The sequence below is a fragment of the Sphingomonas sp. DMC6 genome (assembly GCF_056314225.1).
The window spans coordinates 59,178-84,269 of record NZ_JBQUYT010000001.1; the positions used below are offsets into that span (position 1 = coordinate 59,178).

Genomic DNA, 25,092 nt, shown 5'->3' on the forward strand with positions numbered 1-25,092 from the left:
CGCGGGCGGGCCGAGCGAAAACTGCCTGCCGCCGGGCTTTGGGGGGATGGGGGAGCCCGGCGGCAGTTCGGTCAGCGGGCGAAGGTTGCCTGGCCCGTAACCGGAGCGGAAACCACGGGGGTGCCGGACGAAGCGGTCGGCGTGATGCTGCCGGGCTTCGGCTGCACCTTGGCGCCGGGCTGTGCCATTTGCGTCCCGGCGATGACCACGCGGTCGTTCGGGCCGATGCCGGAGCGGACGATGCGCAGCCCGTCAACGACCGGACCGAGCACCACCGGCTTGGGCACCACCGTTCCGTCCGCATTGACCGTCATCACCAGCTTGCGTGCCTGGTCCGTCTGCACGGCAGCGTCGGGCACCAGCAGCGCGCGGGCCTTGCCGCCGGCTGCCAGCCGCATGTTGCCGAACATCCCCGGCGTCAGGAACATGTCGGGGTTCGACAGCACCGCACGGCCGCGGATCGTACCCGACTTGGGGTCCAGCCCGTTATCGGTGAAGTCGATATGCCCCTGCCAGCGATAATCGGTTTCGTCCTGCAGCCGGATTTCTACGGGGCTGGCCGCCGATCCCGCAGCGCGCTTGGCCTTGAGGAACAGCGCCTCCGATCCGTCGAAAGTGAAATAGATCGGGTCGAGCGCGTTGATCGTGGTCAGCAACGTGCCGCCCTGGCCTTCACCGGCGGCAACCAGATCGCCCGGGTCGACGCGACGGTCGGAGATGCGGCCCGAAATCGGCGCGCGCACCTGGGTGAATTCGACATCGAGCGCCCGGGCGCGAACCCGTGCCTGTGCTGCCGCCACCGCCGCAGTCGCGGCGCGGACGCGGGCCTGCAGCCGCTCGACATCGCTCTTCGAAACGGCCTCGACACTTACCAGCCGCTGCGCGCGGTCGAGGTCGGAACGAGCCAGCGCCAGATCGCTCTGGGCGCTGGCCAGTCCGGCCTTGGCCTCGGCCAGAGCTGCGGTGAAGGGGCGGGGATCGATGGTGAAGAGAAGCTGGCCCTGCTTCACCACGGCGCCGTCCTTGAAGTGGATGGCCGTCACAGCGCCCGAGACGCGCGGGCGCACTTCCACCGTGCGGCTCGCCTCGAAGCGGCCGACATAATCATCCCATTCATTCACTTCACGGGCCAGTGGCGTGGCTACGGTGACGACGGGCGGCGGCGGCGCGGCATGGGCAGGCGTGTTGCGACCGCTGATGCCGAAGCCGATCGCGACGGCGCCCAGCGGCACGGCGACCAGCGCGGCCTTTTGCCAGCCTTGCAGCCGGGTGGTGCGGCGGCGTGCCGCGGTATCGCCCTCAATGGGCGCGTGCATGTTCATGAAACTTCCCCTGATTCAGTGCCGCGCGACCGCGGCTGATGCTGGCAAGCAGCGTCTCGAGCTGGGCGGGTGAGTAGCCCGCCTCATGAAAGGCGCGGATTTCGGATTGCGGCACGCGATAGCCGCGATGCCAGGCAATCACCGCCACGCGGCGAAGCGCTTCGAGCCTCGGGTCCGCGAGCCGCGGATTGGGCCGCTCACCCCCGAAAATCACGCCAAGCGCAATCGACAGGCGGCTCGGCGCTTCGAGCGACGACAGGCGATCATGCTGGGCAATCGCCACCACCTGCCATTCGAGCGCGGAGAGTTTGCCCTCGTCAGCGGTCTCGACGCGGGCGACGATCGGCAGCACCACGGCGTTGTGCTGCATTTCGGTGAGATCAAGATAGGCCATGATCGTTCTCCCTCTGTTGGTGCCGGCGGGGAGCAAAGCTCCGCCCTTCCGCGCGGCGCCTGTCGCCTGCGGTTGCCGGTTCGGTGTCTTCAGGGCGCACGACGCCACCGCTGCGAATGCAGCGTCGTGCGACTGCGTGGAAATGGTTGCGGGCGTTTACCGCGGGCTAGGGGTGGGGCTCACCCGCAGCCTAGCGACAGACAAACTCCGGACTGAAAGCTGACCTTGCCATGCGACTGTCTCCTTCGGCGCATGTTTCGTACCGATTGGTATATAAGTCGTGCTGCGGCGCGTCAACGGTCTTTTTTATACCGGGCGGTATTTTTGTGCGCAAGAGCCCGTTTTAATTGCGTGTTTGCGCAGTTTACCGGGTCGGCCAGAGGGAAAGGCTGGTTTGCACAAGCCGCTCCAACTCGCCGCAGCAGGTACCGGCACCGCCCTGCAGCGCGATTCCCTGCATCAGCGCGACCAGATAAGCCGTCAGGCCCTCCGCATCGATATGGTCTGGCAGATCGCCTTCGGCTTTGGCCCGCTCGAAGCGGGCTACGAGCGCGCGTTTGGCGGATTCGCCACGCTTGAGCACTTCCTCGCGGATCGACTCGGCTTCGACGCCACAGGCGACCGAGTTGATAACGCCCATGCAGCCCTTGGGGTCACTGCTGTCGCGTTGCCGCTCCAGCGCGCCGCGGAGCAGATTTTCGGCAACGCCGCGTGCTGTGGGCGCTTGGAGCGCGCGGCCAATATAACAGAGCTTCTCGCGCTCATAGAGGTCCAGCGCCTTGCAAAACAAGGCTTCCTTGTTGCCGAAGGCGGCATAGAGGCTGGGCCGGGTGATGCCCATTGCCTCGGTAAGGTCGGTCAGCGAGGCGCCTTCATAGCCCTTGCTCCAGAATACGCGGAGCGCAGCGGTTAACGCCTCGTCGACGTCAAACTCACGGGGGCGGCCCTTCGACACGGTACAGGCTGCGGTTTTCATAACGAGCGGTACATAAGCATTTGGCCCGGAGATTGCTAGCAGGAATACAGGTTCCGGTACCGTCCTTAAGCGCCCGGGAAGTGTTCGGCGAGCCAGGTGTCGACGATGGCGAAATGCTCCGGCCATTCGTGTTCGTGAAAGTCCGCCGCGGCCGCAATCTGCCGGGCCCGTCCGGGGGAATCGGTGCAATAGTCCAGCACCGCATGTTCCCAGGCAGGCAGATCGTCTGCACCCAGATAGAGCGGTATCTCCCCGGCGATCTCGCGATAGACGGGCAGGTCGCTGGCGATCACCGGTATCCGGCGTTGCAATGCCTCGATCACCGGCAGGCCGAAGCCTTCGACGAAGCTGGGCATAAGCAGCGCGCGGGCGCCATCCAGATAGCCGACCATTTCACCGTCGCTGCACCGCCCGAGTTCGATGACATGCCGCTTCATCGCCGGGCTGGCATGGTCGAGTATCGCGAACACGTCGTTCGCTTCCCAGCCGCGCTGGCCGATCAGCAGCAGCACCGGCGCCTCGGCCCCGCGCTCGTCGACCAGCTTTTCCCAAAGACGCAACAGCAGCAGGTGGTTCTTGCGCGCTTCGATCGTACCGATCACGACGAAATAGGGGTTCTGCGGCCGGTCGACCGGCGCGGGTTCGGCGGGGTGGCTCGCTGCCAGCCAGGCAGTGACGGCAGGTGGCGGCGCCGGATATCCGTTTGCCCGTGCAAACGCTGCCAGTGCGTCCAGTGTCGCTGCGGAATTGCCGATAATGCCTGCGGCGCTGGCCAGCACATTACGCATCCGGTCGGCATGGCGTTCCGCTTCGCCCGGGCGGCAATATTGCGGGTGGGTGATCGGAATCAGATCGTGGATCAGGTAGATCGGGCGCAGTGCGTGCCGATGCAGCCAGGCGGGAAGTCCGGCTGCGTTGAGGCCTGTATGGCCGATGTTGAGATAGAGCATGCCCGGCTTCAGCTTCGGCTGCCGTTGCAGCAGCGCGCCGGCCATAAGCCGCAGGAACCGGGGGCGAAATCCGTTCGGGCCGGCTGCCAGCAGCGCGAACAGGCGGTCGCTCGAACGCGCATTCAGGACGATCCGGTGCTCACCGCGTTGCACAAACGCCAGCGCACGCGGGCCGTAATGCTCCATATAGGCCAGGCAGACGCGGTCGATTCCGGTGGGTAATCGGCCGCTCCAGATCCGCCAGATCAGCCGGCTGACGTCGAACAGGAAGGGGCGGGTGGACATTGAGGCGCGGCCATGCGGCATTGCCGGCGGCTTGACAAGCATCGCTTGAGCGAGTGAGGCAGCGGGCTATAGTGTCGGCCGGGCTGCCGCCGGCTTCGGACGAGGAGTGGCACGATGCTTCGCCAGCGCGCGATCCTGACGGTATTTCTGCTGTCGGTTGCGGCAAATGCCTGGTTTGCCCTGCGACACCCGCATTGGCTGGCGATCCCGGCGATGCTGCTCGCCTGGTATCTCGCCGATCTGATGTCGGGGCTGATCCATATGTACATGGATTACCGCCCGTGCACGCCCGGCAAGCGGTTGAGCGACCTGTTCTTCTACGAAGGCTCGCGCGAGTCGGACGAATATCTGGCGATGTTCCGCGCGCGCATGGCGAGTATCGGGCCGTTCGAGCGCATCTCCTATGACTTCAAGAACCACCATCCCCGGCCCGACGCGCTGGGGCGCCGGCCCCTGTGGCGGCTGATCGGATCGACGGTCATCATCGCGGCCTTGCCGCTGTCGATCGTCGGCAACATCGCCGGCGGGTTCGATCTGGTGCCCGGCTGGATGATGGCGGGGCTGGCCGCGTTCCTGATCGGGGGTGGCTTTGCACAGTATTTCCACGGCGAGCTCCATCGCCGCAACAACCCTTGGTATATCCGCGGCATGCGCCGTATCGGGCTATTGATGACGCCGGCCGCTCATCAAATCCACCACGACACATTGCAACGCGATTTCGCTACCAATTGTGGCTGGTCCAACCCTTTGGTAAATCGCCTCTTTCGCTACCTTCGCGCGCGCGGGAAGCTCATTGACGCAGGTCTTATTCCCTCGCCCTGACCGCCCCGATCTGGGCGAGCATCGCGGCCCGCCGACTCAGCGCGCCCTCATCTTCGGACAGCAGCCGGTCAACGCTGTTGCGAACCAGAATGTCGACGCCCGATTGACTGGCAAGGCCGCCGCGGACCAGGCATTTCGCGTGCAGCACGCGCTTGAACGCAGCATATAGTTCAAGGTTGGGCTTTTCAGGCCATTGCCAGAAGCTGTCCAGCCCGGCCTGGTGCGTAACGCCCCGCACGTCATACACGGCCTCTCCCAGCACCACTACCGGCGTGCCCACTTCGAGTGCGAGGGTTCCGGAGGTGGAGTTGACGCACACCATACCCAGGGCGTCCTTGGCGAGGCTGACAAGGTCGCCACCATCGATGTGCAGCACGCGATCGGCGATACCGAGCCGCCGCGCCATCCGTGCAATGCGCGCGCGCCAGCTGCGATGGGAGCTGTCGAGAGGGTGCTCCTTGACGACCAGAATTGCGTCCTCGGGCGCGAAATGCGCGAAACTTTCGAGCACATATTCGACCGCGACCGCCATCGATCCGAAGGGGGAATGCGCCCGGATCTGGTAATCGCCCGTAAGCTGCAGCGGGAACAGGAAGTAGTTGCGGTTCGCGATGGTTGCCAATGTCGCCTTCGCCTGTCGCTCCCGCAGCCCGCGACGCAAGAACTTGAAAGCCCAGCCGATGCCGTCGAGCATCAGCGATCCCTGGCGGTGGCTGGAATAGTAGGGGAAGCGCAGCTTGCCCGTCACCACATAGTGATAATGCCAATAGCTGTCGCGGGCGCGGCGTTTGAAGTCTGCCGTGATGGGAGGGAGCTTCGGCACGTCGGGCAGCCACCGCGCCATGGCCCGGATCACTTCCGGATCGCGTTCCATCGGCGAATGGCCGTTCACGCCGTCGCGTTCCAGCGTCATCCAGTCGGGCCGGATATAGCCTTCTTCGAACACATGGATGTGGATGCCGCGCAGCTGTGCGAGCCGAACGGCAGTCTTGTGCATCGGCCGGCAATCGCCGAACAGGACCAGATCGGTGATCCCCTGGTTGCGCACGAACCGGTCGAAAAAGATCGGCCATTTGCCCATGGGTCCGCGGTAGTCGATCCCTTCGCCCGGCCAGTCATATCGGTCGCCGCCACAAAGGTGGATGCGGTGCACGCCTACGCCGCGTTCGCGAAGCGCCGTCGCCAGTGCCCGGAAGAACGGTCCCGGTGGCCCCTGGAGGAACAGAAATTCGCGACGGAAAGTTTGCGGCGTATGCAGCATTATCGGTTCACCGAACGGCGCAGGAGCGCGTTGAGCCGGCCTTGCCAGGTGCGCAGGCGCACCAGCGGCGAGGAAATCGCAGCTGCACCCGCAGCCATGCGTTCAACCAGGATTTCGGCGGGGCAGGGAAGGTGCGTCACCGGATCAATATAGCGGGGATAGAGCAGTAAGGTGGCTGCGACCAACTCTTCGAGCGAACGTCGCCGCGTGCGGCGTGCCGGCACCGCGCCCAGGTCGCGCGTCAGACCCCAGCCCGCATAGAAGGGTACGCCATGCGTGGTCACAGGCTTTCCCCGCAAGAGAGACTCGAACCCGGCAAGCGAGGTGATGACATGGACCGCGTCAACGGCATCGATGAGCGCAGTGATGGGAGCATCACGCTGAACCTCATCGGCAAAACGAAGCGCTTCGACTTCTGGCACATGGCCCTTGCGGTGACCTGCTTCCACATCCGGATGCGGCTTATAGATGATCCAGGCGTCGCCTTCTAGATGTCTCACCTGCGAAAGTAGGCGTATATTGCTTACATTTCCGCCGCCGCTAAGAATCGAGCGGTCATCTTCGACCTGGCCGGTGACAAGAATCTGTCTTTTTTTGTTAACCTGTCGTTCAAATGTCACAGGCCCCTGCGCGTACTTGCTTATTGCGCCCGAAACGATTTGCTCGCGAAGCCGGCGCGCGCGCCGGCAAAGTTCGTCGTCTATTTCGCTATATTGCAGTATGTTTTCTAGGTCGCTCGGCTTCGCCGGGTCGAAATAGACGCCGGCATGGTCCACAATGGCCGACAGCGGCGGCACGCAATTCGCACCAAGGCCCACAGAGCGGATGAAACCGTCCTCGATCTCACCAAGCGGTACCCGTCGAGTTTCAAGCACGTTCAGAAGGTCCGGTGAAGTGCGCGATTTCCACGCCAAAGCGTTGCATGGCGGCGCCTTACTTCCGATTTGGGTGCGGCGATGCGGGACTGGTCCTTGCCCGTTCCAGAGCAGAGGATCCAGCGTAATGCGCTTCCAGCCGGCGACGCCATATACTGCGTCGACGCTGCGATTGCTGTCGATCAGGCGGCGCCACGCCCCAAGTTGGGCGATTGCCGTTGCGACGGACCATCCGCTGTCGTGAAACGGGTCGGCATAGCGGCAGGCGCCCACGACGCGAGCGAGAGTTGCGGCGGGGTCGGTATCGCAACCGGAAAAGGCGCCTTCCCCGAATACGCGCACCGCCTTGCCGGCGAGCGCCGCTACCAGCGCGAGTTCCTGGCCGGCGCCAGCCCAGATCGCGGGCGCCGTGTTCACCAGGTGCCACGGGTCGATATCGCCGCCGATGCTCGGGATATCCGATGGCGCGCGAATGCCCCTTGCTGCGAGCAGGATTGGTCGCTCCGTTACCGCGGCAGCCAGCATTTCGTGAAGCTGAGCATTGCTGTCTGGGGCTAGCAACACTGTGCAGCCTGCGGGAAATTCCGGTTGGGCACCCCAGAAGCTGCCGCCGACTCGCTCTTGCACCAGCGCGTCCGCAATCTGCTCCGCGTCCACCGTCGTCGTTCCGGGGCGAGCGAGGGGGGCAGCGCGATGCCCTGGGAAGGGCGGGATGCGCAGGAAAGGGTGAGCAGGCGCTGCCGCCACGGGTCAGGCCTTGACGGCTGTGTCGATGGCAAAAAGCTGGCGCAAGAATGGCTCCAGCTCGGCCAGCGGTAGCGCGCTGGGACCATCGCACTTGGCCTTGGCGGGATCGGGATGGGCTTCCAGGAACAGTCCGGCAATGCCGACCGCTACGCCGGCGCGGGCTAGCGCCGCCGCCTGTTCCCCGCGCCCGTCGGCGCTGTCGGGGCGGGCACCGGGTTTTTGCAATGCATGCGTAACGTCGAACAGCACGGGCGCCATCGGCTTCATCAGGTCGATGCCCAGCATGTCGACGACCAGATTGTTGTAGCCGAAGCTGGTGCCGCGCTCGCACAACAGGATGCGGTCGTTGCCTGCCTCATGGAATTTGGTGAGGATATGGCGCATTTCCTGCGGGGCGAGGAACTGCGGCTTCTTGACGTTGATGACCCGGCCGGTGCGCGCCAGCGCCAGCACCAGATCCGTCTGGCGCGCCAGAAAGGCAGGCAATTGCAGAATGTCGGCGACTTCTGCAGCAGGCGCTGCCTGCTCGGGTTCGTGCACATCGGTCAGAATGGGGACGCCGAACCGCTCCTTGATTTCGGCAAGCGCCTTCAACCCTTCCCGCAAGCCTGGCCCACGAAAGGAATGAACGGAGGAGCGGTTGGCCTTATCGAAACTGGCCTTGAAGACATAGGGGATGCCGAGCGCGCCTGTTACCCGCACCATATGCGCCGCAACCTCATGCAAGGTCTCGCGATCCTCGATGACATTCATGCCGCCGACCAGTGCCAAAGGCGCGTCGTTGGCGAAGCGAATACCTGCTTCCAGGGTAACGGAACTGTGCATCGGGCGCGCCTAGCGCATTCCCCTTTCGCGTAAAACCGCTTCGATAGCGGGGACGTCTTCGGGATTGTTGAGTTCTATACAATCCCATTCGAGCGGTTCGAACGGCACCATGCGGATCGGCGCGTGCGTATCGAGGAAGCGCAGCTGTTCCAGTCCCTCCAGCGCCTCGAGCGGCGACGGCGGGGTAGCCGCATAGGCCCGCAGCGCGGCCGGGCGATACGCGTAGACTCCAAGATGCAAGTGCACATGCCGATGCGCATCGGCCACCTCGTCCCCGACAAAGGGGAGCACGCGCTTCGAGAAATAGAGGGCGCGGCGCTCGTGGTTGAACACGACCGTCGTGCCACCGACGCGACCTTCGGCCTGATCGGTGACGAGATGGCGGTACAGGGTTGGGGAACAGCGTACCGCCGGTGTCGCCATTGCCGCATCGGAATCACCGGCCAGCGCCGCAACCAGATCACCAACGACAAAGGCTGGGGTTAGCGGCGCGTCGCCCTGGAGGTTGACGATCAACGGAGCGACGTCGCCCAGAATATCCAGCGCCGCGGCGCAACGTTCGGTGCCGTTGCGGCATTCGGCAGGCGTCATCACCACCTGGCCGCCGAAATCCTGAACGGCTTCAGCAATCCGTGCATCGTCAGTGGCGACCCAGACATGGTCCGCGTTCGTGATGGCCCGGGCGGCTTCCCAGGTGCGCTGGATCAGGCTGCGCGGCTCGCCGTCGGCGCCACGAAGCAGCGCCAGCGGCTTGCCCGGGTAGCGTCGCGACGCAAACCGCGCCGGGATGATGACGGCGAAATCGGTCATGACCTGATCAGCTCAGGCCGTGGCGAAGCAGGTCGTGGATATGGACGATGCCGACGGGACGGGGCTGGCTTACGGTCGGGTCATCGACGACGAAGGCGGCGGTGATGACGTTTTCGTTGAGGAACAAGAGCGCGTCCGCCGCTGCAATCTCGCCGACGATGACCTTGGGACCGCGCGTCATCACCTCGTGCGCGCAGGCCGTTGCGAGTACGTCGAAATGGCGCCGCAAGTCGCCATCGGTGATGATTCCCAGCAATGCACCGGTGCCGTCGATAACACCCGCCAGACCGAACCGGCCCGATGTCATTACCGAAATTACTTCCGGCATTCGTGCGCGCATGTCGACCAGCGGCATCTCGTCCGGCCCGTGCATGATGTCCGAAACCGGGGTTAGCGCCAGGCCGATATTGCCGGCCGGGTGCAGCTTGCGGAGGTGGTTTTTCGACACGCCGCGCATGTCCATCACCGTCATCGCCAGCGCATCGCCGAGCGCGAGCTGCATCGCGGTCGACGCGGTGGGGGCGACATTGGCGGAGCAGGCCTCACGCACATCGGGAAGAAGAATGCCGACTTCGGCCTGATCCATCACGATCGACTTCTTGCGAGATGCGACACCGATGACGGGAATTCCGGTCCGCTTGGCATATTGGATGATCGGCCGCAGTTCAGGCGTGGCGCCGGAGTTGGAAAGCACCAGCAGCACGTCGCCACGCGCGAGCATCCCCAGATCGCCGTGACCGGCCTCGCTGGGATGGACGTAGATCGCCGGGGTGCCGGTAGCGGCAAAGGTGGCCGCTATCTTACGGGCAACATGACCCGATTTTCCCATGCCGGTGATGACGATCTGACGCGCCGCGTTCAGGATAAGGGAGCAGGCGGCAACAAAGCTCTGGTCGAGGCATTCCTCCAGGCGGCCAAGCGCCTCCCGCTCGATACGCACCACCTCGCGTCCACGCAGCACCACCGCTTCACGTTCCAGCGGCTCAGCCTCAGCGAGCAATTTCATATGCGGCCTTTTCCCCTTCTAGACCTTTGGCAACGTTCGATTTGCTAAAAGGTTGTCACGTGCCCGAAATAAGAAATCGCGAATCTGCCATCGATCTTTTTTCCGGCAAAATCATGCCTTTTCCAATGAACCCGGCGTGAACCTCATCGGCAATTCCGCACCGCCCGGCCGGGGACGGTCGAGAGGCGGCCGTACAGGAGGGCGGCGATCCTTTGCAAGATATTGATCCATGAATCGCAACAGTGTTGCCGCCCGCCCGCGATGATCAATGGGGGGCGAACTATTGCGATTCACTCCGGGAGAAGCCTGCCCACCATAAGCTAATCCTTTCAATTCAAAGGAAAGTCACTCTTGCCTGGAAAGGTTTTTGTCCCACCCGACGGTTTTACCCCCATCCTGCAGCGCCCGGCCTTGTTTCCGCCCGCGCCACATTTGAGAGATGGAGCCATTTCGGACCTTAAACAAATAAGGGGAAATGCGGGGCAACCTTATTCCGTCGGTCGGGGAGGCAGGGCCGTCGCGGCGGCTCGGAGGGGCGTTGTGCTGCGGACGACCAGATCGGGCGCGATCCGGATCGTTTCGGGGGCGGCTCGTTCCCCCTCCAGCTGATCGATCAGGCGGCCCACCGCGCGGGCGCCCATCTCGGCGATCCGTACCTGCACGGTGGTGAGGTCGAGATAGCGGGCCAGCGGCACGTCATCGAAACCGGCGATCGCAATGTCGCCCGGCACGGCCAGCCCGGCGCCACGCAACCCATGCATGCAGCCCAGCGCCATCATGTCGTTGGCAGCGAAAATCGCATCGCAGGGGAGGTTGCGGGAGAGGATGTCCCGGGCCGCTTCCTCGCCGCTGTCCTCGTTGAAGTCGCCCTGGAGAATGCGCGGTTCGATGCCCGGCAGATACTGTTCCATCGCCCGGCAATAGCCCTCGGAGCGCTCGCGCGCGTCCACATTGCCGATCGGCCCCGCAATATGGAGGATGTGACGATAGCCTCGCGCAGCCAGGTGCGCGACCACGGCCTCGGCCCCGCCGCTGTTATCCAGCCGGAAGCTGGTCCGCCCCGGCGGCGCCGCCGTGCAGTTCATCAACACGACAGGCTGGGTTGGGGGCAACGCCTGGGCCAGCACCTCGAGCGACAGGCGCGGCGCCATGACCAGCAGCCCGTCGACGCGGCCGCGCATGGCGCGTATGGCACTCATCGCCTGATCGCGGTCGTCATGCATGTTGGAAAGCAACAGCAGATAGCCGTGTCGACTGGCTTCGCGATCCATGCCGCGCACGCATTCCGAGAAGAATTCGCCATGCAGATCGGGCAGCACCACGCCGATCGCGTTGGCGCGCGCCATGCTGAGGCTGCGCGCCGCAGCATGCGGCACATAGCCGAGCGTCGCCGCTGCCGCGAGGATGCGATCGCGGGTATCCGGGTGCACATTGTCCAGGCCATTCAAAGCCCGGGAGACCGTGGCAACCGAAACCTGGGCGAGGCTGGCGACATCCCGAATCGTGGCTTCGCCCATGATGTACTTACTCCCCCCGATACGCGCGCGATCGACTGTTTCAGGCCGCATCGGCGATTGCAATCCCTGTGCCCCCGCGGCTATGTAACCGGTTACGCAGGCTTGGCGAAAGCCACGGCCGGGAGAGAGCAAACCAGCGCCGGGGTAAGGCACTGGCGGGACGGAGAGGGTTGAACAGGATGGTCGATACCAGGATTTCGCGGCGTGCCGCGCTGCTCGGCGCGGGGGCGATCGCTGCCTGGATGCACAGTCCGGCGCGCGCGATGCTGTGGCGCGCGGGTGCACTGCCGGTGCCTGCCTTTGTCGATTCGCTGGTTTCCCGCATGACGCTCGCCGAAAAGGCGGGGCAGTTGACGCTGATGCCGAGTGCCTGGGGCGGCGGCGCGGCGACCGCGCTGAACCCGCCCACCGCCGGGCCGAGCTTCGATGCGCAGCTCGAGGAAGTCCGGCAGGGCCGCATCACCGGCGTGTTCAACGGCAATGGCGCGGAGATGGCCCGGCGGATGCAGGGCGCGGCGATGCAGTCGCGCCTCAAGGTGCCGCTGATCTTTGCCGGGGACGTGATCCACGGCCACCGCACCATCTTCCCGGTGCCGCTGGGTGAGGCCGCCAGCTTCGAACCCGACCTGGCCGAGCGCACTGCGCGGATGGCCGCATTTGAAGCCGCTGCGGCCGGGATCGACTGGACCTTCGCGCCCATGGTCGACATCGCGCGCGACCAGCGCTGGGGGCGCGGCGTCGAAGGCGCGGGCGAGGACATTCTGGTCGGCGAGATTTTCGCCGCCGCGCGCGTGCGCGGATTCCAGGGCAAGGATCTGAAGGCTTCGGACGCGGTACTGGCCTGCGCCAAGCACTTCGCGGCCTATGGTGCGGGCGAGGGCGGTCTGGATTACAACACCGTCGACGTGTCGGAGCGGACGCTGCGCGAAGTATATCTGCCGCCGTTCAAGGCGGCGGTCGATGCCGGGGTGGGGTCGTTCATGGCCTCGTTCAACGAAATTTCGGGCGTTCCTTCGACCGGCAATCCCTGGCTGATGCGCACCGTGTTGCGCGACGAGTGGCATTTCGACGGCTTTGTCGTGTCCGACTATACCGGCGATATGGAGATGATCGCGCATGGCTTTGCCGCTGATGCGCGCGATGCGGCCAAGATCGCCTTCCTCGCCGGCGTCGACATGAGCATGACCAGCGGATTCTATCGCGATCACCTGCCCGATCTGGTCGAAAAGGGCGAAGTGCCGATGGCGCTGCTCGATGCATCGGTGCGGCGCGTGCTGGCTGCGAAGGCCGCTCTGGGCCTGTTCGACGATCCGTTCCGGCGCATCGACCCGAAGCGCGAAAAGGCGCGGACCCGCACCAGGGCGGCGATCGATCTGGCGCGGGAATCCGGGCGCAAGTCCATCGTGCTCCTGAAGAACGAAGGCGATCTGTTGCCCTTGCCCAAGGCGGGCAAGCGGATTGCGATCATCGGTCCGTTCGCGGCAGGCGCGCATGATCTGGTCGGCCCGTGGGTCATTTATGGTGACGATCAACAGTCGGTCGATCTTGCCGCAGGCGTGAAGGCGGCGGTGAAGGATCCGGCGCTGGTCACGGTAACGCCGGGATCGGACGTTGAGACGCCGATTCCGGGTGGGATCGACGCGGCGGTGGCGGCGGCCAAGGCTGCCGATGTTGTGCTGCTGGCGGTGGGTGAATCGCAGGGCATGTCCGGCGAGGCGCAGTCGCGTGCGGACATCGTGCTGCCGGCGCCGCAACAGGCGCTGGCCGAGGCGGTGGCCGCTACCGGCAAGCCCGTTGTCGTATTGCTGAAGAACGGTCGCGCGCTGGCGCTGAAAGGCGCGGTGCTGGATGCGCCGGCGATCCTCGTCACCTGGTTCCTTGGCAGCGAGACCGGCAATGCCATCGCGGACGTGCTGTTCGGCGACCATGGTCCTTCCGGCCGCCTGCCGTGCAGCTTCCCGCGCGCGCCGGGGCAGCAACCCTATTATTATGCGCACAAGAATTCGGGACGGCCGAACCCCTCCGACGACAAGCTGGAGCCGTACAAGACGCATTATCGCGGCGTGCCGAACTCGGCGCTGTTCCCGTTCGGGCACGGTCTGACCTATGGCAAGATCGACTATGCCGATCTGCAGGTAACGCCGGCGATGGCGTGGGACGGCGAAGTGGTGGTCAGCGCGACTGTGACCAACCGCGGCACCCGCGCGGCGGACGAAGTGGTGCAGCTTTACATCCACGACCGTGCCGCCAGCGTGACACGGCCGGTGCGGGAGTTGAAGGCGTTCCGCAAGCTGACGCTGGCGCCGGGTGCATCGGAGCGCGTGACGTTCCGGCTGAAGCGTGCGCAGCTCGAATTCATCGGGCTGGAAGAAAAGCCGACCGTGGAGCCCGGCACATTCGACGTGTGGGTTGCACCTTCGGCGGAAGGAACGGGGCTGAAAGGCAGTTTCGCGTTGCAGCGGGGCTGATGGGGCATCTCCCGCTGGAACAAGGCGCTGGGGGTGACGAGGGTATTTACAAAACTGCGTGGATGGTGCCCCATCCCCATCGTCATGCCAGCGCAAGCTGGCATCTTCCGCAGGTGCGCTTTTCCGGTATCGCCCAGCCCCCGAAGACCCCAGCCTGCGCTGGGGTGACGGCTGGAGGAAAGGATTGCGATACACGGGTGAGTCCAGGTCAACGCAGCCTGTAGTAGGGGCGCCGCTTTCCTACCGCCTGTAGGCGGTCGCCCTGCTGCCGGCCTGGGACGGGATTTCATACCAAGGTGCATGGGTGGCGACGCATCCCGCTTCCCTCCGTCAGCCCGGCGGAAGCCGGGATCCATTTGCCTCTCCTTCTCAGCAAGAGCCGATAGCGAGACCCCAATGGACCCCGGCTTTCGCCGGGGTGACGCTTGGTGAAACAGCGATGGGTTCTTATCAACGCAACTAGGTATCAGTCGTGCAGGCGTGCTGCCGTGTCGCGGATCAGTGCGATCATGTTGGGAATGCCCTGGGTTCGGTTCGAGCTGAGCTGGTTCTTCAGGTTGAACGGCGCGAGCGCTGCCTCGATGTCGGTCGCGGCGATTTCAGCGGGCGTGCGGTCCTGCACGGTCAGCAATACCAGCGCGATGATGCCCTTGGTGATCGCGGCGTTGGAGTCGGCCAGGAAATGCAGCCGGCCATCGTCGGGGCGGGTGGGATAGACCCAGACGGAGGCCGAGCAGCCGCGCACCAGCGTGGCGTCGGTCTTCAGGGCATCGGGCATGTCTTCCAGCCCGCGGCCCAGATCGATCAGCAGCCGATAGCGGTCGTCTGCATCGAGAAACCCATATTCTTCCTGAAGATCGGCAATGCTCGTCATTCCGTTCGCGCTAGAGCCAAAGCGGCGGGATTTCCAGTCGCCGCGTCACTTCGCCTGCGTGCCGCCGAAGCGCAGGCCCAGCCGGGGGCGGGGGCTGCGTTCGGCGGCAGGGGCTGCGGCCGGCTGGTTCTGCTGGCCGCTCGCGGGGCGATCGGCGGAATTCACAGATCGACACCCGCCGCGATCGCCTCCAGCTTGCGGATGCGTTCCTTGAGGTCCGCAATTTCGATGCGCGAGGCGGCGGTAGGCAGGGCGGGCTGCGGATCCGAACCGCGGCTGCGCTCCACCAGTTCGCGGTGCTTGAGTGCCAGCCAGCCGCGCCAGCCGGAGAGACCCGCGGCGGTGAGCATCGCGAGGCCGGCGAGGCCCGATACCGCCATGGTCAGATAGAGTTGGGGATCGCTGGTCATGATTCCTGCTCCCGTCATAATCAGATGCGGTTCTTGTCGCGCAGCTTCTCGATCTCATGGTCGAGCCGCAGGCTGGTTTCATTGTCGGTGATGACGCGCTCGAGCACCTGCACGCGGTCCTTGAGCTGGCGGATCTCGTCGCGGAGGCGGGCGTTTTCCGCCACCTGGACCGCGTCCGGCTCCGCCGGGGCATGGCGGCCGCGTACCCGTTGCACGCCGTAGCGCGCCTGAATGACCCTGCCGACCGTCACAATCAGGATGATCGCTACGACCATTTCCGACCAAGCCATTGTTCAACTCCCCTCTTCTGCGCTCTTGGCGTTCAGTTATTCTGCGATGCCTCGGCGGCGCGGATAGCGCGGCGACGGGGACGATCACGGCTTTCGGCGAGGTAAATAGCTCCCCCGCACAGTGCCGTCAGCACTGCGAGAACGATAATCATCGAAATATTCCTTCTGGTTAGGCGCGATCCGCCCTAGTTCAGCGGTGCATCGCGCAGTCGTTCGATTTCTTCTGCCAGACCCGCACCACGATCGGTGATGATCCGTTCGAGAACCTGTACCCGTTGTTCCAGCCGCTGGATCTGCGCCGCATATTGGGCGGCCTTTTCCGCGGCCATGCCTGCTTCCATTTCCATCCGGCGTTCGCGCAGCTTCAGAAAGGGTTTCACGAACACGCCGCCGATGATGGCCACGAGGCCGCAGCTGATGCCAAGGATCGGGATGAGGAGCGGCGAAATCATGGTCGTTCCTTTCAGTTCGTCTTGCTGCGCAGCGCTTCGATGTCGCGGTCGAGCTGGTGGGCGCTGTCGGTTACGATCCGTTCGACATTGGCCAGCCGGTCCTTCATCGAGCCGAGTTCGGCGCGCAGTTGCGCATTTTCCTGGCTGAGCAGCTTGATCCGCTCGATCGCCTCATCGTTGCGCTGCGGGTAGACGGCCTTGCCCCAGCTGTTTTCCAGCGGATAGCCGTTCTTGACGCGGAGCCAGGTGGTGAACAGCCACCCACCGACCCCCATGAACCCCAGCGCAATGCCGCTGAGGATGATCCAGGGGAGGAAAGGGGCGAGGGTAATTTCGATCATCTTGTCTCTCCCGGTTCAGCGCAGCGCGTCGATGGCGCGGGCGGTGCGCTCGGCGGGATCGGTGGCGATCCGTTCGAGCACCGCAATCCGGTCTTCGAGGCGGCTGACCTGGCCGGTCAGGCGCGCATTCTCGGCAGCGAGCAGTTCGATCTTGCGGTCGCTCTCCATATCCCCGCGCGTGGTGATTTCACCGTTGCGTTCGCGGATGGGGTAACCGTGCTTCGTGCGTGCCCAGACCGAAACTGCCCAGGCCGTGGGGCCGACGGCGATTGCGGTAATGGGTACCAAAATCCCCAGGTCCATCGTCTTGCCTCCCTGTTGCAGCCCTTCGCCTCAGCGCAGGCTGTCGATTTCGTCGGCGAGCCGGGTGTTGCGGCTCGTATAGTACATCTCGATATCGGCCAGCCGACGATCGATGTCGCGGAACTTGGAGCGGACTTCCGCCGTGGACCGCTTGGGGCTGGAGCGTACGCCCTGCCAGAAGCGTTCGTCTTCGGGCGTGTCGTACAGGCCGGCCGGCTTCGGATTGGCGATCCAGGCGATCACGAAATAGCCGAGCGCGGCCCAGCCGGTGGCGAAGGTGAGCAGCACGGTGGCCACCCGAACCCAGGTCACGTCGATCCCGGTATAATCCGCGATCCCGGCGCAGACGCCCAGAAACTTGCCGTTCTGCTTGTCCAGGTAGAATTTGGTGCGAGCGGACATCTCAGTTCCTCCGTGAAGGATCATAAGGGCCGGGCTCGGGGCGCTGGGCCGAGAGCGGGCGATAATCGGGGTTGTCGGCGGCGATGATCCGCTCGACCGTGTTCAGCCGGTCTTCCAGCATCCGCGCCGTGCGATAGAGGTCGTCGAGCAGATTTTCGTCTTCCCGGGTGATCGTGCCGGCCTGTTTCCACTTGGTGACATAGTGGAAGACCAGCCACGGCAACCCGATGAAGAGCATCCCGCAGACGAGCACCGGGATCAGTACGTCCTCCATCGCCTCACGCTCCCTTGTTCAGCCGGGCCTTCAGCGCTTCGAGTTCGGCATCGACCTTCTCCGACGAACGGAGCTCGGCGATTTCTTCTTCCAGCGTCTTCGGCGCGCCACCCAGGCCCATCGCATCGGCGCGGCCTTCGGCCAGATCGACGCGGCGTTCGAGGATGTCGAAGCGCGAGAAGGCATCCTGCATCTTCGCGCCGTTGGTCATTTCCCGCAAGCGGGCGCGGTTGTTCGCGCTTTCCAGGCGGGCGACGATCGAGTTCTGGCGGACACGGGCCTCGCGCAGCTTGTTCTGCAGCTTGTTGATGTCCTCTTCCGAGGCCTTCAGCGCATCGTCGAGCACGGCGATTTCCTGATGCAGCTGGTCGCACATGTCGGCGGCCTTCTGCTTTTCGACCAGTGCGGCCTTGGCCAGGTCTTCGCGGTCCTTGGAAAGCGCCAGCTCGGCCTTTTCGGTCCAGCTTTCCTGCAGCTTTTCCAGCTTGGCGATGTGACGGCGCATTTCCTTCTGGTCGGCGATGGTGCGCGCGGCGCTGGCGCGAACTTCGACCAGCGTTTCCTCCATCTCGAGGATGATCATGCGGATCATCTTGGCGGGGTCTTCCGCCTTGTCGAGCAGGTCGGTGACGTTGGCGGCGATGATATCGCGGGTTCGCGAAAAGATGCCCATTTGAACTCTCCTTCGTAATCTGGTGTCCGCCGGAGGGGGAAGGGAAGATCCCCCTCCGGCGATACCCGGCCCGCCGAGGGAAGCAGCGGGCTGGGGAGACCTCGTGTGCCTCAGGCGACCGCGGGGCCGACTGCGCCGGCCATGAAGACCGCGCTGGCGAGAAAGGCGAAGCTTACCGCGACGAAGACGTTGCGAAGCTTGATGACCTGATAGTGCATGGTGGCATTCCTTGAAGCGTTGTTTCGGTGCCCGTCGCCGGGCTTGCCCACAGCTTTGCAGGGAGCGTGCCAAGTCGCGAAAACGGTGGATTTCCGTGCCTTTTTGCCGGTGATGGCGCAGAGTTGGGAAATTTCCCTTGCCAATTGTTGGGAAAATTCGCCAAGCTTGGGGAATGGAGCGCGTTACCCAGGTCATTGGCCAGTCATCCGTCTTTCTCGACGCGCTGGAACGCGCCAGTCGCGCCGCCGCACTCGACCGCCCGGTGCTGGTGATCGGCGAGCGTGGTACCGGCAAGGAACTGGTGGCAGAGCGCCTCCACCGGCTGAGCGGACGATGGGACCAGCCGCTCGTCACGATGAACTGCGCGGCACTGCCCGAAACGCTGATCGAAGCGGAGCTGTTCGGCCATGAGGCGGGTGCCTTTACCGGTGCCACCAAGGCGCGGGTGGGGCGGTTCGAGGAGGCCGATGGCGGCACGCTGTTCCTCGACGAGCTGGGCACGCTGTCGATGGGTGCGCAGGAGCGGCTGCTGCGCGCGGTGGAATATGGCGAAGTGACCCGGATCGGTTCGTCGCGGCCGATGCGGGTGGATGTGCGGATCGTCGCCGCCACCAACGAACATCTGCCCGACCGCGTGGAAAAGGGCACCTTCCGCGCCGACCTGCTCGACCGGCTGAGCTTCGAGGTGGTGACGCTGCCGCCGCTCCGCGTACGCAAGGGCGATGTCGAGGTGCTGGCAGACTTTTACGGTCGGCGCATGGCGGCGGAGCTGGGCCGCGGCGACTGGCCCGGCTGGGGCCCGCACGCGCTGGACGCGCTGCTGACCTATGACTGGCCGGGCAATGTCCGCGAACTGCGCAACGTCGTCGAGCGGGCGGTCTATCGCTGGGAGCGCGAAGGGCCGATCGACGCGATCGAGATCGATCCCTTCGCCTCGCCCTTCCGGCCGAAACCCATGGCCAGTTCGGCAAGCGGGCCGGTGGAGAAGCCCGCGCCCGCGCTCGAGCCTTCGCCGCTACCCGCGCCCGCCGAACCGATCGACAACGGCGGCGACTTCAAGACGCGCGTGGCGCGGTTCGAGCGGCAATTGCTCGCCGGCGCGCTTGCCGAGCATCGCTACAATCAGCGGGCGACCGCGGAGGCGCTTGGCCTCACCTATGACCAGTTGCGCCACGCGCTTCGGCGGCATGATCTGCTCAGCGCGGGCGCATAGATCGGCATATTCGATCACGTCCGAAACAAAAAATGTTGCGGCGTCGGCGCGTCCCGTGCGTTAGGCGAGCGACCGGAACGGTTTCCAATCCCAACCAGGAGGATGACATGGCCTTCGAACTGCCAGAACTGCCCTATGCCAAGGATGCACTCGCGCCGCACATGTCGGCCGAGACGTTCGACTTCCACCACGGCAAGCACCACAAGGCCTATGTCGACAACTGCAACAAGCTGGTTGCCGACATTCCCGAACTCGCCGGTGCCAAGCTGACCCAGGTGATCCAGTATGCCAAGGAAAAGGGCAACAAGGGCCTGTTCAACAACAGCTCGCAGATCTGGAATCACAGCTTCTTCTGGCAGTGCCTGACGCCCAACTATGCGGCGCCCACCGGCAAGCTGGCCGAGATGATCACCCGTGATTTCGGCAGCCATGAAGCGCTGATCGAAAAGCTGAAGGCTGAATCCGTCGGCCATTTCGCCAGCGGCTGGGGCTGGCTGGTGCTCGATGGCGACACGCTGAAGGTGACGTCGTTCCACGACGGCGACTCCCCGGTCGCGCACGGTGTGAAGCCGCTGTTCACGATCGACGTGTGGGAACACGCCTATTATATCGACTACCGCAACGCCCGCCCGTCGTTCGTCGACACGGTGCTGACCAAGCTGGCGAACTGGGACTTCGTTGCTCAGAACCTCGACGGCGAAGGTGCAGCACGCGCCGACCAGGGCTGATTTCGCCATTCACCCTCACCCTTCCGGCGCTTCGCGCCTCCCTCCCTCTCCCAATGGGAGAGGGAAGGGGCCCATCGCGATAGCGATGGGAAGGGTGAGGGTGATGGTTCTGCCTCAACTTTCCCCGTACAATTCCCGCTGGGCCTTCTCCAGCTCTTCGGCATAGCGACGCCGGGCGTGACGCTCGGTGATCAGGCCCAGCACCATGCCGTCCGGCGACAGCACGGCCAGATCGTCGGCAACGCTGGCGTCAAAGGCTTCCAGCACCTCGGCAATGTTCATCCCCGGGGCGAGCGCGGTGTCGCTCAGCTTGGCCAGCGCACCCACTTGCGCGACGGCATCGGCCGCCGGGCTCCACAAATCGGCGGTCTCGGCGATGCCTGCATAGCGGCCGGCGTTGTCGAGCAGCACCACGCGCTTGGTGGAGCCTAGCGGAAATCGCTTTCGGAAGGCGGCAACGCCGGTATCCGCCGCAATCTGCGCAATATCGCTGCGCATCATGCGGGCTGCGGTGAGGGCGCGCACCCAACCGACATCGCGGCCGCTGCGCAGCGTCTCGCCGCGCAAATGCAGCCGCCAGGTCGAGAAGCTGTATCCGAACAGTTCGCGGACGATCGTGCTCGCGATCAGCGAAGCGGCGATGGCGACGCCCGTGATCGAGAAATCATGCGTCACTTCCAGCACCAGCAGGGCCATGGTGATGGGGCCGCCCACCACCGCGACCGCCAGCGCCGCCATGCCGACGACGGCGGCGTCGTCCGCCACCAGCGGATGGAGATGCGGAACCTGCGCCAGAACGAGCTGATAGAAGCGGCCGACCAGGCTGCCGAGGAACAGCGAAGCGAAGAACAGGCCGCCGCGAAAACCGAAGCCGAGCGAAACCGCCGAGGCGAGCAGTTTCAGCAGGATGGCGATGCCCAGTGACAGGATCGTCGCTTGCGCTGCCAGATTCAGGTTGAGCGCGCCATGCCCGCTCGACAGCACTTGCGGCGAGGCAAGTGCGAGCGGCATCAACAACAGGCCGCCGATCAGCGGTGCCAGCGCCGGCGGCAGGGCAGTGCGCCGCACGCTGCCTTCCACCAGTGAGACCAGTCGCATCAGCGCAATGCCGAAGCCGGCGCAGCACAGGCCGAGCAGTCCGTACAGGGCATAGTCGGCAGAGTTCATCGGATGCGTGCCGCCTGCGCTGATGACATAGGGGGCGATGCCGAGCGCCCGCGCGATCAATGCGCCGGTCAGCGAGGCCAGCACCACCGGCGCGACGGTCGCGGGTGTATAGGCGCCCAGCACAACCTCAAAGGCATAGAAGGCGCCGGTAAGCGGGGCACCAAAGGCGGCGCCCAGCCCTGCACCGGCACCTGCCGCCATCAGCGTGCGCAGATCGGCGCGGCGCAGCTTCAGCCGCTGGCCGAGCAGGGATGCGATGCCACCGCCGGCCTGGGCATAGGCGGCCTCCAGGCCCACCGAAGCACCGAAGCCGTTCGAAATCAGCGTCTGCCCCACCACCGTGGCCGTGTCGCGTGCGGGGATGCGGCCGCCGTGCAGCGCATTCGCCTCGACCACGTCGATCGTCTTGCGGCGGCGGAGCAGCCACAAGGTCGCGCCGAGCAGCGCGCCGCCCACGGGAAGCGCAAGCAGGCGCAACGGGGCGAGATGGCTTGCTGCGCTCAGATGTTCGCCGATGTTCAGGCCGAATAGCAGCCGCTGCAGCCCGCGGGCCGACTGACCGATCGCAATTGCCGCGAAGCTGGCGGCGGCACCGACGGCAACTGCCAGCACCAGAAACCACAGGCTGCTCGACCGGATCTGCCGGCGCAGACCATTTGCCGCCCGCACCGCGCGATAGGATGCGGGGTGGTGCGGAACGCCCATTCTCGCTTCAGCCTTCCGGCGGCAGCGGAACGTCTTCCGGCTTTTCGAGCTGCAGTCCGTGGCGGAGCAGCATCGGGATATTGGCGGCCGCGAATACCAGCGTGAGCGGAATCACGCCCCAGGTCTTGAACGCCACCCAGTGATCCCAGGTCAGCCACTGCCGCATGACCTCGTTCAGGATCGCCATCGCCACGAAAAATGCCGTCCAGTTGATGGTCAGCAGCCGCCACCCCTTTGCGCTCAGGCCGGGATAGGCGGCTTCCAGCAGCATCTGGAGCAGCGGCTTGTCGGCGATCAGGCCATAGCCCAGGATCAGCGCGAACATCGCGTAGACGAAGGTCGGCTTCATCTGGATGAAGGCCTGATCGTGAAAATAGAGCGTCAGCCCGCCGAATACGAGCACCAGCGCGGCGGTGATCCACAACATTGGCGAGATATGCCGTGTCTTCCACCACGAAACCGCCAGTGCGATCGCCATCGCGACCATGAAGGCGAGCGTCGCGGTCAGTGCGCGCGCCAGTGCCGGCCCATGGGCCAGGGCGTTCACCGCGAAGAAGAGGAGCAGCGGCCCGAAATCGAGCGCCATGCGCAGGCCGGGCTGGGGGGCGGGGCGGGGGCTCTGCGGCTCAGCCACGGGTCAGTTCCTCCACGCCGGCGATGATGCGGGCGACTTCGTTGGCATCGAACGGGCGCAGGTCGTCGACCTTTTCGCCGACCCCGATCGCGTGAATCGGCAGGCCGTATTTCTCCGCCGCCGCGACCAGCACGCCGCCGCGCGCGGTGCCGTCGAGCTTGGTCATCACCAGGCCAGTGACGCCCGCAACTTCCTTGAACACCTCGATCTGGTTGAGCGCGTTCTGGCCGGTGGTGGCGTCGAGCACCAGCACCACGTCGTGCGGCGCCGCCGGGTTGAGGCGGCCGAGCACGCGGCGAACCTTGGCCAGTTCGTCCATCAGCTCGCGCTTGTTCTGCAGGCGCCCGGCGGTATCGACGATCAGCACGTCGGTACCGATCTCGGTCGCGCGCTTCACGGCCTCGAACACGATGCCCGCGGCGTCGCCACCTTCGGCGCCGGAGACGATCGGCACGCCGATCCGCTCCGCCCAGGTCTTGAGCTGGCCGATCGCGGCGGCGCGGAACGTGTCGCCGGCGGCCAGCATCACGCTGTAATCCTGGTCGAGCAGGCGATTGGCGAGCTTGGCGATGGTCGTCGTCTTGCCCGATCCGTTGACGCCGATGACCAGGATTACCTGCGGGCGCGGAAATGCTTCGATCTCCAGCGGCTTTGCCACCGGTTCGAGCACCTTGGCGATTTCCTCGGCAACGACCAGGCGGATGCCCAGCTCTTCCATGTTGCGCTCAAACTGCCCTTCGGCCAGCCGCGCGCGGACCCGTGCCGCCGTGGCGGGGCCAAGATCGGAGGCGATCAGCGCTTCTTCGATCTCATCGAGCGTCGCGTCGTCGAGCCGCGCGCCAGAAAGGCCGGCAAGGTTGCCCAGCAGCCGGTCCGACGTCTTGCGAAAGCCGCCGAGCAGTCTTTCGTGCCAGCTCGTCCCGCTCATGCCGCCAGCCTTCCGTCCAACACGCCTGCAATCGTCACGTCCACAATATCTCCAATCGGGGCGGGGGCAGTGAGGCGCACTTCAGCGAAATTGCCGGCATGGCCCCGGTCGCCCGGTCGCTCCACCAGAATCTGCTGGCGGCTGCCCACCAGACCCGCGAGCCAGCGCGCGCGTTCCGCCGCAGCCGCCGCGCGCAGCCGCGCCGCACGTTCCCGCACCACGGCCGGCGCCACTTGGGGCATCCGCGCAGCGGGTGTGCCCGGGCGCGGGCTATAGGGGAAGATGTGCGCATGTACCACGCCGCAATCGCCGATCAGCGCGAGCGTGTTGGCGAACATCGCCTCATCCTCGGTCGGGAAGCCGGCGATCAGGTCGGCGCCGATCGCGATGTCGGGCCGGGCGGCGCGCAGTCGCTCGGCGAGCGCCACCGACTGGACGCGGCTGTGGCGGCGCTTCATCCGCTTGAGGATCATGTCGTCGCCGGCCTGCAGCGACAGATGGACATGCGGCATCACCCGCGGTTCCTGCGTCAGCAGCGCAAACAGCCGGTCGTCGACTTCGATGCCGTCAAGCGAGGAGAGCCGCAGCCGCCTTAGCCGGGGTACATGGCGCAGGATGCGCTCGACCAAGGTTCCCAGCGTCGGGCTGCCCGGCAGATCATGGCCGTAGCTGGTGAGGTCCACCCCGGTCAGCACCACTTCGCCATGCGCCTCGGCCAGCGCGGCGATCCGGTCGATCACGGCGCCCGCCGGCACCGAGCGGCTGTTGCCGCGCCCCTGCGGGATCACGCAGAAGGTGCAGCGATGGTCGCAGCCATTCTGCACCTCTACGAACGCCCGGGCATGGGTGGAGAAACTGGCGGCCAGATGCGGCGCGGTGTCGCGCACGGCCATGATGTCCTGCACCTGCACCCGCGCTTCGTTCGCCCAGGCGGCGGGCAGCAGCTTCTCGGCATTGCCGATCACCCGGTCCACCTCGGGCATGGCGGCGAAACCGGCCGGGTCGATCTGTGCCGCGCAACCGGTGACGACCAGTTCGGCATCGGGCCGTTCGCGCCGGGCACGGCGGATCGCCTGGCGGGTCTGTTTGACGGCCTCGGACGTTACGGCACAACTGTTCACCACGATGGCGTCACGGTCCGCCAGCAGTGCGCGGATCGACTCGCCTTCGGCTAGGTTCAGCCGGCAACCCATGTTAAGGATGAGGGGCGAGGAGAGCGAC

The 25,092-nt window shown here is 65.2% G+C and carries 27 protein-coding genes; 4 read left to right on the forward strand and 23 right to left on the reverse strand.

Translation table 11 applies throughout. The features are described 5' to 3' along the window. Positions 1-71: 71 nt before the first annotated feature. The 4 genes from ACT53M_RS00195 to ACT53M_RS00210 form a co-directional block, all read right to left on the reverse strand. A complete protein-coding gene (locus tag ACT53M_RS00195) occupies positions 72-1,322 on the reverse strand; it encodes an efflux RND transporter periplasmic adaptor subunit (RefSeq protein ID WP_476230694.1) in 1,251 nt (416 codons plus the stop codon). Next, a complete protein-coding gene (locus ACT53M_RS00200; protein WP_476227317.1) occupies positions 1,300-1,716 on the reverse strand; it encodes a hypothetical protein in 417 nt (138 codons plus the stop codon). The genes ACT53M_RS00195 and ACT53M_RS00200 overlap by 23 nt, the downstream gene beginning before the upstream one ends. A 364-nt stretch (positions 1,717-2,080) precedes the next feature. Further along, entirely contained in the window at positions 2,081-2,692 is a 612-nt protein-coding gene (locus tag ACT53M_RS00205; RefSeq protein ID WP_476227318.1) for a TetR/AcrR family transcriptional regulator, read from the reverse strand. A gap of 65 nt (positions 2,693-2,757) precedes the next feature. Further along, positions 2,758-3,927 carry a glycosyltransferase family 4 protein gene (locus ACT53M_RS00210; RefSeq protein WP_476227319.1) on the reverse strand — a complete coding sequence of 390 codons (1,170 nt, stop codon included), beginning with the start codon at positions 3,925-3,927 and terminating at the stop codon, positions 2,758-2,760. Positions 3,928-4,041: 114 nt separating this feature from the next. Between ACT53M_RS00210 and ACT53M_RS00215 the strand changes: the two genes are divergently transcribed. Further along, positions 4,042-4,749, forward strand: coding sequence for a fatty acid desaturase CarF family protein (locus ACT53M_RS00215; RefSeq protein WP_476227320.1), 708 nt, complete (start codon positions 4,042-4,044; stop codon positions 4,747-4,749). On the opposite strand, the gene ACT53M_RS00220 is transcribed toward ACT53M_RS00215, so the two are convergent. The 6 genes from ACT53M_RS00220 to ACT53M_RS00245 all read right to left on the reverse strand — a co-directional run bounded on the left by ACT53M_RS00220 (position 4,733) and on the right by ACT53M_RS00245 (position 11,790). Next, positions 4,733-6,010 carry a capsule biosynthesis protein gene (locus ACT53M_RS00220; protein ID WP_476230695.1) on the reverse strand — a complete coding sequence of 426 codons (1,278 nt, stop codon included), beginning with the start codon at positions 6,008-6,010 and terminating at the stop codon, positions 4,733-4,735. The genes ACT53M_RS00215 and ACT53M_RS00220 overlap by 17 nt on opposite strands. After that, entirely contained in the window at positions 6,010-7,542 is a 1,533-nt protein-coding gene (locus tag ACT53M_RS00225; protein ID WP_476230697.1) for a capsular polysaccharide export protein, LipB/KpsS family, read from the reverse strand. Before ACT53M_RS00225 ends, ACT53M_RS00220 begins: the two co-directional genes overlap by 1 nt. A 93-nt stretch (positions 7,543-7,635) precedes the next feature. Then, on the reverse strand, positions 7,636-8,457 hold the full coding sequence (kdsA, locus tag ACT53M_RS00230) for a 3-deoxy-8-phosphooctulonate synthase (RefSeq protein ID WP_476230698.1): 822 nt from the start codon (positions 8,455-8,457) through the stop codon (positions 7,636-7,638). Positions 8,458-8,466: 9 nt separating this feature from the next. Further along, on the reverse strand, positions 8,467-9,267 hold the full coding sequence (locus ACT53M_RS00235; RefSeq protein ID WP_476230699.1) for a 3-deoxy-manno-octulosonate cytidylyltransferase: 801 nt from the start codon (positions 9,265-9,267) through the stop codon (positions 8,467-8,469). Between the two features lie 7 nt (positions 9,268-9,274). Continuing rightward, positions 9,275-10,273 (reverse strand): KpsF/GutQ family sugar-phosphate isomerase, encoded by a 999-nt coding sequence (locus tag ACT53M_RS00240; protein WP_476230700.1) that lies wholly within the window; start codon positions 10,271-10,273, stop codon positions 9,275-9,277. Positions 10,274-10,761: 488 nt separating this feature from the next. Further along, positions 10,762-11,790 carry a LacI family DNA-binding transcriptional regulator gene (locus tag ACT53M_RS00245; RefSeq protein ID WP_476230701.1) on the reverse strand — a complete coding sequence of 343 codons (1,029 nt, stop codon included), beginning with the start codon at positions 11,788-11,790 and terminating at the stop codon, positions 10,762-10,764. A gap of 179 nt (positions 11,791-11,969) precedes the next feature. Between ACT53M_RS00245 and bglX the strand changes: the two genes are divergently transcribed. Then, positions 11,970-14,258, forward strand: a complete 2,289-nt coding sequence (gene bglX, locus ACT53M_RS00250; protein WP_476230702.1) for a beta-glucosidase BglX — start codon at positions 11,970-11,972, stop codon at positions 14,256-14,258. Between the two features lie 466 nt (positions 14,259-14,724). Here the strand turns inward: bglX and ACT53M_RS00255 are convergent, their stop codons facing one another. The 9 genes from ACT53M_RS00255 to pspA form a co-directional block, all read right to left on the reverse strand. Beyond that, positions 14,725-15,132 carry a SufE family protein gene (locus tag ACT53M_RS00255; protein WP_476230703.1) on the reverse strand — a complete coding sequence of 136 codons (408 nt, stop codon included), beginning with the start codon at positions 15,130-15,132 and terminating at the stop codon, positions 14,725-14,727. A gap of 161 nt (positions 15,133-15,293) precedes the next feature. After that, positions 15,294-15,542: a hypothetical protein gene (locus ACT53M_RS00260; protein WP_476230704.1), complete on the reverse strand. Its 249-nt coding sequence runs from the start codon at positions 15,540-15,542 to the stop codon at positions 15,294-15,296. 20 nt (positions 15,543-15,562) lie between these two features. Beyond that, positions 15,563-15,832: a hypothetical protein gene (locus tag ACT53M_RS00265; protein WP_476230705.1), complete on the reverse strand. Its 270-nt coding sequence runs from the start codon at positions 15,830-15,832 to the stop codon at positions 15,563-15,565. Positions 15,833-16,017: 185 nt separating this feature from the next. Then, positions 16,018-16,284: a hypothetical protein gene (locus ACT53M_RS00270; RefSeq protein WP_476227331.1), complete on the reverse strand. Its 267-nt coding sequence runs from the start codon at positions 16,282-16,284 to the stop codon at positions 16,018-16,020. 11 nt (positions 16,285-16,295) lie between these two features. Next, positions 16,296-16,625, reverse strand: coding sequence for a hypothetical protein (locus ACT53M_RS00275; RefSeq protein WP_476227332.1), 330 nt, complete (start codon positions 16,623-16,625; stop codon positions 16,296-16,298). 15 nt (positions 16,626-16,640) lie between these two features. Beyond that, positions 16,641-16,928, reverse strand: a complete 288-nt coding sequence (locus tag ACT53M_RS00280) for a hypothetical protein (RefSeq protein WP_476227333.1) — start codon at positions 16,926-16,928, stop codon at positions 16,641-16,643. A 30-nt stretch (positions 16,929-16,958) separates the two neighbouring features. After that, on the reverse strand, positions 16,959-17,330 hold the full coding sequence (gene pspC, locus ACT53M_RS00285) for an envelope stress response membrane protein PspC (protein WP_476227334.1): 372 nt from the start codon (positions 17,328-17,330) through the stop codon (positions 16,959-16,961). Position 17,331: 1 nt separating this feature from the next. Further along, on the reverse strand, positions 17,332-17,604 hold the full coding sequence (gene pspB, locus ACT53M_RS00290) for an envelope stress response membrane protein PspB (RefSeq protein WP_476227335.1): 273 nt from the start codon (positions 17,602-17,604) through the stop codon (positions 17,332-17,334). Between the two features lie 4 nt (positions 17,605-17,608). After that, positions 17,609-18,277, reverse strand: coding sequence for a phage shock protein PspA (gene pspA / locus ACT53M_RS00295; protein WP_476227336.1), 669 nt, complete (start codon positions 18,275-18,277; stop codon positions 17,609-17,611). 391 nt (positions 18,278-18,668) lie between these two features. On the opposite strand from pspA, the gene pspF reads away from it, so the two are divergent. After that, entirely contained in the window at positions 18,669-19,709 is a 1,041-nt protein-coding gene (gene pspF, locus ACT53M_RS00300; protein WP_476227337.1) for a phage shock protein operon transcriptional activator, read from the forward strand. Between the two features lie 107 nt (positions 19,710-19,816). After that, positions 19,817-20,437 (forward strand): superoxide dismutase, encoded by a 621-nt coding sequence (locus ACT53M_RS00305; RefSeq protein WP_476227338.1) that lies wholly within the window; start codon positions 19,817-19,819, stop codon positions 20,435-20,437. Between the two features lie 114 nt (positions 20,438-20,551). Here the strand turns inward: ACT53M_RS00305 and ACT53M_RS00310 are convergent, their stop codons facing one another. Genes ACT53M_RS00310 through mtaB form a run of 4 tightly spaced genes read right to left on the reverse strand, consistent with a single transcriptional unit; the run spans position 20,552 to position 25,064 of the window. Continuing rightward, positions 20,552-22,309: a chloride channel protein gene (locus ACT53M_RS00310; RefSeq protein ID WP_476227339.1), complete on the reverse strand. Its 1,758-nt coding sequence runs from the start codon at positions 22,307-22,309 to the stop codon at positions 20,552-20,554. 7 nt (positions 22,310-22,316) lie between these two features. Then, positions 22,317-22,943 carry a septation protein A gene (locus ACT53M_RS00315; RefSeq protein ID WP_476230706.1) on the reverse strand — a complete coding sequence of 209 codons (627 nt, stop codon included), beginning with the start codon at positions 22,941-22,943 and terminating at the stop codon, positions 22,317-22,319. Further along, positions 22,936-23,871, reverse strand: coding sequence for a signal recognition particle-docking protein FtsY (gene ftsY, locus ACT53M_RS00320; RefSeq protein ID WP_476227341.1), 936 nt, complete (start codon positions 23,869-23,871; stop codon positions 22,936-22,938). The genes ACT53M_RS00315 and ftsY overlap by 8 nt, the downstream gene beginning before the upstream one ends. Next, a complete protein-coding gene (gene mtaB / locus ACT53M_RS00325; protein WP_476230707.1) occupies positions 23,868-25,064 on the reverse strand; it encodes a tRNA (N(6)-L-threonylcarbamoyladenosine(37)-C(2))-methylthiotransferase MtaB in 1,197 nt (398 codons plus the stop codon). The genes ftsY and mtaB overlap by 4 nt, the downstream gene beginning before the upstream one ends. Between the last annotated feature and the right edge of the window lie 28 nt (positions 25,065-25,092).